This is a genomic window from Pseudomonas abieticivorans (assembly GCF_023509015.1).
In the GTDB taxonomy this organism is placed as follows: domain Bacteria; phylum Pseudomonadota; class Gammaproteobacteria; order Pseudomonadales; family Pseudomonadaceae; genus Aquipseudomonas; species Aquipseudomonas abieticivorans.
The window spans coordinates 2,933,199-2,945,250 of record NZ_CP094975.1; the positions used below are offsets into that span (position 1 = coordinate 2,933,199).

The window sequence follows — 12,052 nt, forward strand, 5'->3', positions numbered from 1 at the left end:
TCGGGCCCTCAGCGAATGAATAGGCGATGCACCCATTTCTGCAAGGCCGTGCCATAGGGTGGGTAGATCAACCGCGCGGCGTTGAAGCGTTGCTTGGTCAGCACGCCCTTGGCCTTGCTGAAGGTCAGAAAACCCTCGTGGCCGTGGTAATGGCCCATGCCGGAGGGGCCCACGCCACCAAACGGCATATCGTCCTGGGCCACGTGCAGCAGGGTGTCGTTGATGCAGGCACCGCCCGAGTGGGTGTGCTCCAGCACGCGCTGCTGTTCGGCCTTGTCGTAGCCGAAGTAGTAAAGCGCCAGGGGCCGCGGGCGCTGGTTGACGTAGGCAAAGGCCTCATCGAGCGTACCGTAGGGCACGACAGGCAGCAGCGGGCCGAAGATTTCGTCTTCCATCACGGTCATGTCATCGGACACGTCGAGCAGCAATTGCGGCGCCAGGCAGCGACCCTGGCTTTGCTGCGGGGGATAGACGTCGACTGTTCGCGCGCCCTTGGCCGTGGCGTCGTCCAGGTAGCGCTTGAGCCGCGCCAGTTGTCGGTCGTTGATGATCCAGGTGTAGTCCGGGTTGTTCAAAACCGTCGGATAGAAGCCCCGCACCGCCTGTTGATAGGCGGCCACGAAATCATCCAGCCGGTCGTGGGGCACCAGCACATAGTCCGGCGCCACGCAGGTTTGCCCGGCATTCAGGCATTTGCCGAAGGCGATGCGTTCGGCCGCGTGCTTGAGGGGGACGTCGGCGCTGATGATGGCGGGCGATTTGCCGCCCAGTTCCAGGGTGACCGGCGTCAGGTGTTCGGCCGCGGCGCGCATGACCTGGCTGCCAATGCTGGTGGCACCGGTGAACAGCAAGTGGTCGAACGGTAGACGCGAGAAAGCGATACCGGTGTCGGCCTCGCCCAATACCACGCCCACCAGGTCTTCGGGAAACACCTTGGCCAGCAATTGCTTGAGCAATTGGCCGGTGGCCGGGGTGGATTCGCTGAGTTTCAGCATCACCCTATTGCCCGCCGACAGGGCCCCCACCAATGGCCCTATGGCAAGGAACAGCGGGTAGTTCCACGGCACAATCACCCCGACCACGCCCAGCGGTTGGTAGACCACCTTGGCCGATGCCGGCTGGAACGCCAAGCCCACCTTGCGCCGCGAGGCTTTCATCCAACCCTTGAGGTGCCGGCTGGCGTAATGGATGCCTTGTACGCTGGGCAGCAGTTCTGCCACCAGGGTTTCGTCAGCGCTGCGCTGGCCAAAGTCTTGGCACACCGCCTTGATCAGCGCCTGTTGCTCGCTGAGCAGCAGGTCGCGCAGGCTTTTCAGCCATTGCCGGCGTTGTGCGGCCGGGGGCATGGGGTTGGCGGTAAAAGCCTGGCGCTGGGCGTTGAACAACGTTTCAAGGGCTACGCTGTGCTCAGCGGTGTGTGACAGATAGGCGGCTTCGGCAGACATGAACAGCTCCCAGCGGCGCGATTGTTGTTTTTATAGAGCTTATACTCTAATTGTGCGCAAAGGTAAGAGGAATTAGTCGTGCCGATAGATTCATCGCCCGGCCAATTAACCGTAAGATGCAGTTATTCATTAAAGCCAATGCTTTGGAACCGGACATGGCACCGCGCATAAAAACCCGAGAGCGCATCGTCTTCACCAGCCTGGAACTGTTCAACCAGCAAGGCGAACGCAGTGTCAGCACCAACCACATCGCCGCCCACCTGGAAATCTCCCCAGGCAACCTCTATTACCACTTCGCCAACAAGCAGGAAATCATCGCCGTGCTCTTTACCGAGTACGAGGCGTTGGTGGACAGTTTCCTGCGAGCGCCCCAAGGCCGCCTGGCGACCGTGGAAGACAAGCGCTTCTACCTGAAGGCTTTGCTGGCGGCGATGTGGAATTACCGTTTCCTGCACCGCGACCTGGAGCATCTGCTGGACAGCGACAAGGAACTTGCCGAGCGCTACCGGCGCTTTTCCCAGCGTTGCCTGGTGCAGGGGCAGTTGATTTACCGTGGCTTCATCGACGCCGGTATTCTGCGGATGAACCCGCAGCAGCTCGAAGCCCTGACGCTCAACGCCTGGATCATCCTGACGTCCTGGGTGCGTTTTTTGTGCACCACCCGGGAAAATTCCGCGCATCTGAGTGAAGAAGCCTTCAAGCGTGGTGTCTATCAGGTATTGGTACTGGAGCTGGGGTTCGTTACAGACCAGGCCCGCGCCGCCGTCGACGCGCTTTGCGAAGAATTCAGCGTGCCATTGCTACAGGCACTCGAACAGTAAACATGACCTAGGGAGGCTGCCATGCCCATTGCGCAACTGATTAGCCCCCAGCAACTGGCTGCTCGCATCGAGAAGCAACCGGAGCTGGTGATACTGGATTGTCGTTTCGCCCTGGAAGACCACGATTATGGCCAGCGCAGCTATGCCGAAGGGCACATTGCCGGCGCGCGTTTTGCCGACCTTGAGCGCGACCTGAGCGGCAAGATCGTCAAGGGCGTGACGGGGCGCCACCCGCTGCCGCAACCGGGGCATCTGATTGAGCGATTGCAGGCCTGGGGCATTAACAACGACAGCGAGATCGTGCTGTATGACGATGCCCCGGGTGCCTTTGCCGCACGGGCCTGGTGGTTGCTGGCCTGGCTGGGCAAGCGCGATGGCGTCTACCTGCTCGATGGCGGCCTCAAGGCGTGGCATGCCGCGGGCCTGCCACTGAGCCTGGATGCTCCGCCCACTGCCCTCGGGCACTTCACCGGCAAACCGGACTCCAGCATGGTGGTGACCGCTCACGACTTGCAAGGCCGCCTGGGCCAACCGGACCTGACCTTGCTCGATGCCCGCGCCCTGCCGCGTTTTCGCGGTGATGTGGAGCCCTTGGACCCGGTGGCCGGGCATATCCCAGGCGCGCAGTGCGCGACCTTTACCGAGAACCTTGGCGCGGACGGGCGTTTTCTGCCGGCCGATAAACTGCAGCAGCGTTTTGCCGAGAAATTGGGCAGCCGCCCGCTAGAAAAACTGGTCGCCTATTGCGGTTCAGGGGTGACGGCGTGTCACAACCTGTTCGCCCTGTGCCTGGCCGGCTACCCATTGGCACCGTTGTACGCAGGCTCCTGGAGTGAATGGGTGACTGACGCCCATCACCCGGTCGCCACCGGCGACTGAGCCATCAGCCAGGCCGGGATGCGCCGCTCCAGGTAATAGCCGGGGCGGCTCAGCGAGCCGTCGACGAAGCCGACGTGGCCACCCTTGCCGTGCAGCTCGAACGTCGTGCTGGCCGACAGCTCGTTGGCGGCCGGCAAACTGTGGGCGAACACGAAAGGGTCGTCGGCGGCCTGGATGATCAGCGTTGGCGTGCGGTTGTCGCCCAGGTAATAGCGGCTCGACGAGCGTCGATAGTAGTCGTGCGCATCGAGGAAACCGTTCAATGGCGCGGTGACGCGGCCGTCGAAATCCCAAAAGGTGCGCATGTTCTCCAAAGGGCCAAGCCGGTCGAGCGTAGCCAGGCCGGCAGCGTGGCCCTCATGCCGGAAACGCTGCTGCTTGTCTTTCACGTACACCAGCATCTGACGCATGAAGTGGGCCTGGTAAACCTTCGAGAACCCTTGGCCGATGCGGTCGGCACACTGGTCCAGGCGGAATGGCACCGATACCGCCACCGCGCCTTGCAATTGGCTACCGGTGCCGCTCTCGCCCAAGTGCTTGAGCAGGATATTGCCGCCCAGCGAATAACCCACCGCGAACAGTGGCGCCATTGGCCGTGATGCTCGCAAATGGGCGATCACTTCGGCCAGGTCTTCGCTGGCGCCGGAATGGTAACTGCGCGCCAACAGGTTAGGCTCGCCCGAGCAACCCCGCCAATTCACCGCGACGCTGGCCCAGCCCCGCACGGCGAGGGCCTGTTGCAGGCCGGCGATATAGGGTGAGTTGGACGAGCCGGTGAGGCCATGCAGCACCGCCACCAACGGGCGCTCGGCGTCACGCGGGCCATGCCAGTCCAGGTCGAGAAAGTCACCATCGGCCAGCCACAGCCGTTCGCGTTGCCTGTCCAGATGCACGGTTTTACGCCACAACGGCCCCCATAGGGTTTGCAGGTGGGCGTTGCCCAGGCCAAGGGCTGGGCGAAATGCGAGACTGGCGTCGGTTTGGCCGTAGAGCGTCGTCACGGATAAAGCTTCCAAAGTGTTTGCCTGCCTACGGTGCCACAACGCCAGCGCGCCGTGTCGAGCTTTTTATCGGTCCGCCAGCTCCGGCAATGGCTGCTGGGGGGCGTCGGGCCCGATGCTGAAGTACAGCAGTTGATCGGCATCGAAGTGGCGTTGCAGTGCGGCGCGGATGCTTTGCGGGGTCAGGGCCAGCAACTCGACGACAAACTGCTGCGCAGTGTCGAGGGGCAAGTCGTGGCTGCCGATGATTTGCAGTTGCTCCATGATCTGCTGGTTACTGGCAGTTTGCAGGGGGTAACGGCCCAACAGGCCGGCGCGCACCTGTTCGAGTTCTTCGGTGGTTGGGCCGTCGCGCAGAAAATCCCGAAGCATGTTTTCCACCAGGTCTTGGGTTGCGTCGTTGTACTGGGCCCGGGTATTCCAACTCAGGGTCCAGTGGCCACTGGCCAATAGTTGGGTCAAGCGTGAATAGGCGCCATAGGTCAGGCCGCGTTTGACTCGCAGCTCCTGCATCAAGCGCGCCTCCAAGCCGTTTGGATCGCCAAAGATCATATTGGCCACGGTCAGGGCCACATGGTCCGGGTCGGCGCGTGAGATGGCGGGCAAGGTCAGGATCACCGATACGTCGGCACCGGGCGCGTCGAGGTGGATGACTTCGGCGCCCGGCCAGGCAACTGCGGGCAGGGGCGTCAGTGCAGGGCTATCGGGTAGTTGCGCAACCAGGTCTGCGATCATGGCCTCGGCCTCGCTGCGACTCAGGTCGCCCACCAGGCTGATGGTCAGGTTGGCTGCACCATAGCTGCGCTGATGAAACTCACGTATCTGTTCCAGGGTAACGACCGCAAGGCCGGCCTCGGTGCCAGTGCGTGAGTGTTCGTAGGGGTGGCGCTGGTAGAGCTTGCGCATCAGGGCATCGGACAGACGTTTGGCGGCTGATCGCTGTTGGCTTTTTACCAGGTTCAGTGCCTGGCCACGGATCTGCTCCAGGGCGCTCGCGGGTAGCGTCGGGTTGCCGACCACCTGTGCCAGCAGGGCGACGGCAGCGTCTCGCTTGGCCGGCGCACTGAGGCTGCGCAGGCCAACGGTGGAAAAGTCGCGGCTGACGCTATTGGTATACTCCGCCCCCTGATCTTCGAAGGCAGTGGCCAACTGCTCGGCATCGACGCCGGCAATGCCCTCGTTGAGCATGCCGTTGGTGAGCAGCGCCAGCCCCGGCGTAGTGCCGTCGCGGCTGCTGCCGGCGACGAAATCCAGCTTGATTTCAAACATCGGGATTTCGTGGGTTTGCACGAACAGTACTCGCGCACCCCGGGCCTCCCAACGCTGGATGTCCATGACCCGGTGCGCGGCAGTGGTGCCGTGAAAATCTACCAGCGAGGTGAGTGAGTGCAGGTTATTCATGGCTGTTCTCCTTGGGTGTCAGGTATCCGGTTGTCAGGCGCTCACGCACGAAAAAGCGCTGCGCTACTGCTTGAATGTCTGCGGGGCGAACCTGGGCGAGGTCGTTTTGCTGGCTGTCGAGCAACGACAGCGGCAGACCGCACGCAGCCAGTTGACCCAGTTGCGCGCTTTGGTATTCAAGATTGTCGCTGGCGTAGACCTGTGTGGCGGTCAGTTTGGTCTGCGCCCTCGCAAGCTCCTGTTCGCTGGGTGGGTCGGCCTTGAGGGCCTCCAGTTCACCCCACAAGGCGCTTTCGGTGGCCGAAATGTCGTCGCTGGGATGCACGGTGATGCGAAACAGCTGATCGCCGCGGGCATAGGCCGTGTAATCGGCACTGGCGCTGGTGATGACTTCCTTGCCTCGCAGCAGCCGGCTGAAAAGCCTTGAACCGATACCCTCGGCCAGCAGGAAGCGGGTCAGGCGCAGAGCGTTGAGGCTGCGCACCTCGGTCGAGGTGCCGTGGCTCGGGACGTTGAAGGCCAGCGACAAAGTAGGGCTGGCTTGCGGCAGTTTCAGCGTGAGGCTGCGCTGGCCGAAACCGTCGGGCTCTTGCGGACGTTTCCTGACCGGCAGTTGGCTGCGGGCCAAGGTGCCAAAATGCCGTTCGACCAGAATTTTCACGGCGCTTGCCTGAACATCGCCGCACACCACCAGGGTGGCGTTGTTGGGGGCATACCAGTTGCGGTACCAGTGCTGCAGGTCCGTGACGGTCATGCTGGCCAGGTCAACGGCCGTACCGATGGTGGGGGTGCGATAGCTGCTGTGGGCAAAGCCTTGCGCCGTCACCGCCTCATGCAACCGTGCGGCAGGCATGTGATCAACGAGAAGGCTGCGTTCGGCCTTGACGACTTCGATTTCCCGGGTGAACACCTGCGCTGCCAGCGTGGCGGTGTGCATCGTATCGCTGGCTATTTCCAGCACCGGCTCCAGCCTGGCTGCGGGCAGCAACTGATGGAAGACCGTGGCGTCTTCGCTGGTAAAGGCGTTTGCGCTCGCGCCCATGCGTTGCAGTAGTCGTGAGTATTGGCCCTCTGGCAGTTTGCTGCTGCCGGAAAACAACAAGTGCTCCAGGGCATGGGATAGCCCGGACTGGCCCGGGTACTCGTAGCTGGCGCCCACGTGGTACCACAACTGGGTACTGACCACGGGGGCGCGGTGGTCTTCCTTGACGATGACGCTCAGGCCATTGTCGAGTGCAAAGGTATGGCGCATAAAAAATGTCCTTTGTGAGTGAGGTTCACAAGGACACTGTCGGCTTATCGCGTGTTGGCGGTGCGGTAGTTAATTAGCCGCGTTGCCATAAGGCGTAATGCACTTGGCCGGCTTTTTTCTCGCGATGCAGGCGCCAAGTGGCCGGCAACTCGAGGCTGGAGGGCGGGGTTTCGCTTTTGGTGTAGATCCATGCCCACCAGCTGTATCGATTTTTTTACTCGTGAGCTAAAGGCGGCAACGGTTGCTGGTCAACGGTTGGGCCCATACTTGTGTACAGCAGTTGGTCCATGACGTAGTGGCGATTCATTGCCGCCACGATGTCGTGTGGCGTTAATGCCATTAGTTCGCGGGCAAACCGCTCAGGGGTGTCCAATGGCAGGTCGTGAATGGCGATGGGTTGGAGCAAGGTGTTGATATGCCAATGGGAAACGGTGTGCAGTGGGTAACTACCCAGCAAGGCGCTACATGCTTGCGCCAGTTCCTCGGCGGTTGGCCCATCACGTAAAAAATCCTCAAGCATGCGGGTAAGCAACTGGCGGCTGGCTTCTCTATATTGCTCGCGAGTACGCCAGTTGATCGACCATTCTCCTACAGTGCCGAGCTGGTGCAGTGTGCTTGAAGGGCGCTTGTACAGGTTGCGTTTGATGTGCACTTCACGCATGAGGCGGGAGTTCTTGTCCCCACTGTTGCCGAAAATGTGATTCGCAACGGTCAGCGCCACATGGTCAGGGTGGGCGCGATTGACGGAGGGAAATGTAATCATCCCAGTCATGCCCACTGTTGGCTCTTCGTAATGTTGTGCATCAGGCCCGGGCCATACTGGAGCGGGCAGGGCCGCTAGCTTGGGGCTGGCGGGAAGCTGCGCAATGATCGTATTGATCATGGCTTGGGCATCATCCCGGCTCAGGTCGCCCACCAGGGTAACGGTGAGGTTGCTAGCCCCGAAGTTCTCATGATGAGCGGTTCGAACCTGTTCGAGCGTGCGTGCTGCCACCTCGGTGGAGCTACCGCCAGGGATATTGAAATAAGGATGGCCGTTGTAGATATGTTTCGTTTGGAGCGCATGGAACCGCGTGCCTGGCAGGCTTTCCTCTTTTTGCCAAAGGCCCACCACTGCCGTCTGCATCTTGTTGAAGCTGTCTGCTCGCAGGCTTGGGCGCCCGACCACCTGAGCGAGCAGCGATACTGCGGCGTCGCGCTGTAGGGGGGCACTTGAAAATTGCAGGCCAATACACGACAGGTCCGCAGTGTTGTTGCTCCTGTACTCAGCGTTCAGTTCCTTGAAAGCGCTGGCCAGTTGCTCGGCGTTCATCTCGCTTATGCCCTCGTCGAGCATGCTATTTGTAAGTTTTGACAGCCCTGGGTGTTCACCATCGCGGCAACTGCCTGCAGCAAAGTCCAGCCTGATGGTAACCAAGGGTTCATCGTGGGTTTCGGCGAACAGCACGCGGGTGCCCTCAGCTGTTTTCCAGCGCTGAAGGTCCAGGTGACGATTCGCTGTATCTACGTCAAGGATGTTTTTGAAAGCGGGTGTGATGTGCATATCGAGTGTCCTTGTGAGTGGGGTTCGCAAGGACACTTTGGATCTGTGGCTCGATGACGGTGCGGTACATATTTATAGGCGGTAAATATTAACGCCCAGCACGGGGGGTTAGCTGCGCTGCCACAGCGCGTAGTACACCTGGCCGGCCTTTTTTTCGCGGTGCAGGCGCCAGGTGGCGGGCAGCTCTAGCGCCGAGGGCGGGGTTTCGCTCTCGGTGTAGATCCAGGCGCGTTCGGCCAGCCATTGCTTGGCTTCAAGCAGGGCGCAGGCGGCCGGCAACAAGTTCTGGTGGAACGGCGGGTCGAGGAATACCAGGTCAAAGGCCGTGGGCGTCTGGGTTTCCAGGTAACGTAGGGCATCGGTCTGCATCAGTTGCCCCACAGAGCACTTGAGCAGATCCAGGTTGTGCCGCAGGCTGGCGATGGCCTGGCCGTTGCTGTCCAGCGCCAGGCCCAGGCTGGCGCCACGCGAAAGCGCCTCAAGGTACAGCGCGCCGCTACCGGCGAACGGGTCCAGCACCTTGGCGCCGGCGACGTAGGGGCTGAGCCAGTTGAACAACGTTTCACGCACCCGGTCCGGGGTCGGGCGTAGGCCCGGGCCGTCGGGAAAGCTCAGCTTGCGGCTGCGCCATTCGCCGCCAATGATGCGCAGTTGGCCCTGACCGTTATGGGCTTTGACAGGTTTTGCAGAGGGGCTGGCCATTAGTGCTCCGGAACACCCAGGGGTTGGTCCTGGGGTTTGTCAGATGGGGGTGGCAGCGGTTTCTGGTCGACCGTCGGCCCTGCGGTGACGATGACCAGCTTGTCGGCATTGAGGTGGCGGTTCATGGCCTCCTTGACTTGCTCGACGGTCAGCGCCTGGGATTGCTGCATGAAGTCTTCCAGGAAGCTCAATGGCAAATTATAGAAGCCAATGGCGCCCAGTTGGCCGACGATGCTCGAATTGCTGGCCGTGGACAGCGGGAAGCTGCCGGCCAGCTCGCGCTTGGCGTTGTCCAGCTCCTCTTGGGTGGGCCCGGTTTTCAGGTAGTCACGCAGGATGTCCTGGACCAGCTTGAGGGTGCCCTCGCTCAACTCCGCGCGGGTTTGCAGGCTGATCATGAACGGGCCTTTGGCTTGCATCGGGGTGAAACCCGAGTAGATGCCGTAGGTCAGGCCGCGTTTTTCACGCACTTCGCTCATCAGGCGGGTACCGAAGGTGCCACCGCCGAGGATCTGGTTGCCCAGCGACAGGGCGGCGTAGTCCGGGTCGGTGCGGTCGATGCCCAATTCGGCGAGCAGCATGGTGGTCTGCTTGGACGGGAACTCGATGTGGGTCAGGCCTGGTTTGGGCTCGGCCGGCTGGCTGATCTTGGCCAGGGTCGGGCCCTTGGGCAGCGCCGCCGACACGTGTTCAGCGATTTTTTCCGCGTCGGCTCGGCTCAGGTCGCCGACCAGGGCGATGACGGTATTGCCAGCAGCGTAGGCGCGGTTGTGGAACGCGCGCATCTGCGCGACGGTGATGCCGGGCACGGTCTTGGCGGTACCTTCGCTGGGGTGTGCGTACGGGTGGGTTCCGTACAGGCGATCGAACAGCTCAAGCCCGGCCAGCTTGCCCGGGTTCTGCTTCTGGTATTCGAAGCCAGCCATGATCTGGTTTTTGATGCGCGCCAGTGAATCGGCCGGGAAGGTGGGTTTGCCGACTACCTCGGCGAACAGCTTGAGTGCCGGCTCGCGTTTGTCGGTGGCGCTCAGGCTGCGCAGCGAGGCCACGGCCATGTCACGGTAGGCGCCGTTGCCAAAGTCTGCACCCAGGCCTTCGAAGCCCTTGGCGATGGCCTCGACGTTCTTGCCGGCCACGCCTTCATTGAGCATGGCGTTGGTCAGCACGGCCACGCCCGGCACCTTGTCGTCCTGGCTGCTGCCGGCGGCGAAGGTCAGGCGCATGTCGAACATCGGCAACTCGTGAGCCTCGACAAACATCACATTGGCGCCCTGGCTGGTTTTCCAGGTCTGGATGTTCAGGTCGCGGTGGCTGGGGGCCTTGCCGTCCAGCTCTTTCAGGGTTTGCAGGTTGTCCAGGTGCTGGGGCGCGGCGTCATCGGCTCGGGCCGGGCCGGCTACCATGACCGCCAGCAGCGCCAGGCCCAGTAGGGCGTGGCGGGGTGTGTTTCGCTCAGTCATGAGCCGATTCCTCTGGCAGTACATGGGCAACGCTCAGGCGTGACCGGGTGAAATAAGTGCGCGCGGCATTCTGGATGTCCTGGGGCGTGACGCTCTTGATGTCATCCAGCTCGGTGTCCATCAGCTTCCACGACAGGCCCACGGTTTCCAGTTGGCCAATGGTGGTGGCCTGGCTGCTGATCGAGTCGCGCTCGAACACCAGGCCGGCGATCACCTGTGCCCGCACGCGCTCCAGCTCTTCGTTGGACGGCGGGGTGGTCTTGAGCTGGTCGAGCAAGCGCCAGAAGCCTTTCTCCACGTCCGCCAGGGTCTTTTTCTTCTGGGTGTTGGGCGTGGCCGACAGCAGGAACAGGCTGTCCCCGCGGGCAAACGGGTTGTAGCTGGCCGAGGCGCCGGTGACCAGTTCTTCGCCACGTTCCAGCTGGGTAGACATGCGCGCGCTGTAGCCGCCGTCGAGCAGGGCCGAGATCAGGCGCAGGGCTTGGGCGTCGCGGGGGTTCTTGGCGGTAGCCAGGCCCGGTACGTTGAAGCCGTACATCACGCTTGGCAGTTGGGTTTTCACGTGCAGAGTGGTCAGGCGCTCACCCGGCTCGGCCAGCTCCAAGGGCAGCTTGCTGGGGGGCGTGGCGCGCTTGGCGATAGGGCCGAAGAAGCGTTCGGCCAGGCCTTTGACCTGGTCGACGGTGACGTCGCCCACCACCACCAGCGTGGCGTTGTTGGGTACGTACCAGGCCTGGTACCAGGCGCGCAGCTCCTCGATCTTCATGCGGTCCAGGTCCGCCATCCAGCCGATGGTCGGCGTGTGGTAGCCGCTGGCCGGGTAGGCCATGGCCTTGAACATCTCGAAAGCCTTGGCACCTGGCTTGTCGTCGGTGCGCATGCGCCGCTCTTCCTTGATTACCTCGATCTCGCGGCTGAACTCATCGGCCGGCAAGCGCAGGGTGGCCATGCGGTCGGCTTCCAGTTCCATGGCGACGGGCAGGCGGTCAGCGGCTAGCACTTGATAGAAGGCGGTGTAGTCGTCGCTGGTGAAGGCGTTTTCTTCGGCGCCCAGGTCGCGCAGCACGCGGGAGGCTTCACCGGGGCCCAACTTTTCGCTGCCTTTGAACATCATGTGTTCCAAGGCATGGGACAGGCCAGTCTGGCCGGGTGTTTCGTAGCTGGAGCCGACCTTGTACCAGATTTGCGAAACCACCACGGGAGCGCGGTGATCTTCACGCACCACGACCTTCAGGCCGTTGTCCAGGGTGAACTCGTGCGTGGGCTGCGGATCGGCCGCCAGGGCGGCAAATGGCAGGCAAACAGTGCTGATCAGCAGGCCAGCGGCGCGGCGGGCTAGAGCATTCATTCGTTTTTAAACCTGTAGGACTGCCCGCTTGGTCTTAGCGTAGGCGGGCGAGGAGGTGCTAGGATACTGATCCGGTTACCTGGCGACCATGCCTGGTTGAAGAGAAGACCTGAAGTCTCTCAACAAAATGTTGCGCATGAACGAGCCGGGGAAAAAATAGTCTGTTCTGCGTTATTAGAATTTTCCGACGCGCTGCACTG

The 12,052-nt window shown here is 62.0% G+C and carries 10 protein-coding genes and 1 pseudogene; 2 read left to right on the forward strand and 9 right to left on the reverse strand.

From position 1 onward, the window contains the following. Positions 1-8: 8 nt before the first annotated feature. Positions 9-1,445: a coniferyl aldehyde dehydrogenase gene (locus L9B60_RS13285; protein WP_249679265.1), complete on the reverse strand. Its 1,437-nt coding sequence runs from the start codon at positions 1,443-1,445 to the stop codon at positions 9-11. Positions 1,446-1,600: 155 nt separating this feature from the next. On the opposite strand from L9B60_RS13285, the gene L9B60_RS13290 reads away from it, so the two are divergent. Beyond that, positions 1,601-2,266, forward strand: a complete 666-nt coding sequence (locus tag L9B60_RS13290; RefSeq protein ID WP_249679266.1) for a TetR/AcrR family transcriptional regulator — start codon at positions 1,601-1,603, stop codon at positions 2,264-2,266. Between the two features lie 21 nt (positions 2,267-2,287). Beyond that, positions 2,288-3,145 carry a sulfurtransferase gene (locus L9B60_RS13295; protein ID WP_249679267.1) on the forward strand — a complete coding sequence of 286 codons (858 nt, stop codon included), beginning with the start codon at positions 2,288-2,290 and terminating at the stop codon, positions 3,143-3,145. Here the strand turns inward: L9B60_RS13295 and L9B60_RS13300 are convergent. From L9B60_RS13300 to L9B60_RS13335, 8 genes and pseudogenes are all read right to left on the reverse strand, one after another. Beyond that, positions 3,121-4,146 (reverse strand): hydrolase, encoded by a 1,026-nt coding sequence (locus L9B60_RS13300; protein ID WP_249679268.1) that lies wholly within the window; start codon positions 4,144-4,146, stop codon positions 3,121-3,123. The genes L9B60_RS13295 and L9B60_RS13300 overlap by 25 nt on opposite strands. A gap of 66 nt (positions 4,147-4,212) precedes the next feature. Next, the gene (locus L9B60_RS13305; RefSeq protein WP_249679269.1) at positions 4,213-5,547 is read right to left on the reverse strand and encodes a M16 family metallopeptidase; all 1,335 of its coding nucleotides are present in this window, start codon (positions 5,545-5,547) and stop codon (positions 4,213-4,215) included. Continuing rightward, complete coding sequence (locus L9B60_RS13310; protein WP_249679270.1) at positions 5,540-6,799, reverse strand: M16 family metallopeptidase; 1,260 nt, start codon at positions 6,797-6,799, stop codon at positions 5,540-5,542. The genes L9B60_RS13305 and L9B60_RS13310 overlap by 8 nt, the downstream gene beginning before the upstream one ends. 73 nt (positions 6,800-6,872) lie before the next feature. Then, positions 6,873-6,992, reverse strand: a pseudogene (rsmD, locus tag L9B60_RS13315) (16S rRNA (guanine(966)-N(2))-methyltransferase RsmD); the annotation flags it as partial. 21 nt (positions 6,993-7,013) lie between these two features. After that, entirely contained in the window at positions 7,014-8,342 is a 1,329-nt protein-coding gene (locus tag L9B60_RS13320) for a M16 family metallopeptidase (protein ID WP_249679271.1), read from the reverse strand. Positions 8,343-8,450: 108 nt separating this feature from the next. Beyond that, a complete protein-coding gene (rsmD, locus tag L9B60_RS13325) occupies positions 8,451-9,044 on the reverse strand; it encodes a 16S rRNA (guanine(966)-N(2))-methyltransferase RsmD (RefSeq protein ID WP_249679272.1) in 594 nt (197 codons plus the stop codon). After that, positions 9,044-10,447: a M16 family metallopeptidase gene (locus L9B60_RS13330; RefSeq protein WP_438866140.1), complete on the reverse strand. Its 1,404-nt coding sequence runs from the start codon at positions 10,445-10,447 to the stop codon at positions 9,044-9,046. The genes rsmD (L9B60_RS13325) and L9B60_RS13330 overlap by 1 nt, the downstream gene beginning before the upstream one ends. A gap of 49 nt (positions 10,448-10,496) precedes the next feature. Next, entirely contained in the window at positions 10,497-11,852 is a 1,356-nt protein-coding gene (locus tag L9B60_RS13335; protein ID WP_249679274.1) for a M16 family metallopeptidase, read from the reverse strand. Between the last annotated feature and the right edge of the window lie 200 nt (positions 11,853-12,052).

Coding starts and splice junctions, on each gene's coding strand:
- L9B60_RS13285 (WP_249679265.1), bottom strand. CDS start 1,445: ATGTCTGCCGAAGCCGCCTATCTGTCACACACCGCTGAGCACAGCGTA.
- L9B60_RS13290 (WP_249679266.1), top strand. CDS start 1,601: ATGGCACCGCGCATAAAAACCCGAGAGCGCATCGTCTTCACCAGCCTG.
- L9B60_RS13295 (WP_249679267.1), top strand. CDS start 2,288: ATGCCCATTGCGCAACTGATTAGCCCCCAGCAACTGGCTGCTCGCATC.
- L9B60_RS13305 (WP_249679269.1), bottom strand. CDS start 5,547: ATGAATAACCTGCACTCACTCACCTCGCTGGTAGATTTTCACGGCACC.
- L9B60_RS13310 (WP_249679270.1), bottom strand. CDS start 6,799: ATGCGCCATACCTTTGCACTCGACAATGGCCTGAGCGTCATCGTCAAG.
- L9B60_RS13320 (WP_249679271.1), bottom strand. CDS start 8,342: ATGCACATCACACCCGCTTTCAAAAACATCCTTGACGTAGATACAGCG.
- rsmD (WP_249679272.1), bottom strand. CDS start 9,044: ATGGCCAGCCCCTCTGCAAAACCTGTCAAAGCCCATAACGGTCAGGGC.
- L9B60_RS13330 (WP_438866140.1), bottom strand. CDS start 10,447: ATGGTAGCCGGCCCGGCCCGAGCCGATGACGCCGCGCCCCAGCACCTG.
- L9B60_RS13335 (WP_249679274.1), bottom strand. CDS start 11,852: ATGAATGCTCTAGCCCGCCGCGCCGCTGGCCTGCTGATCAGCACTGTT.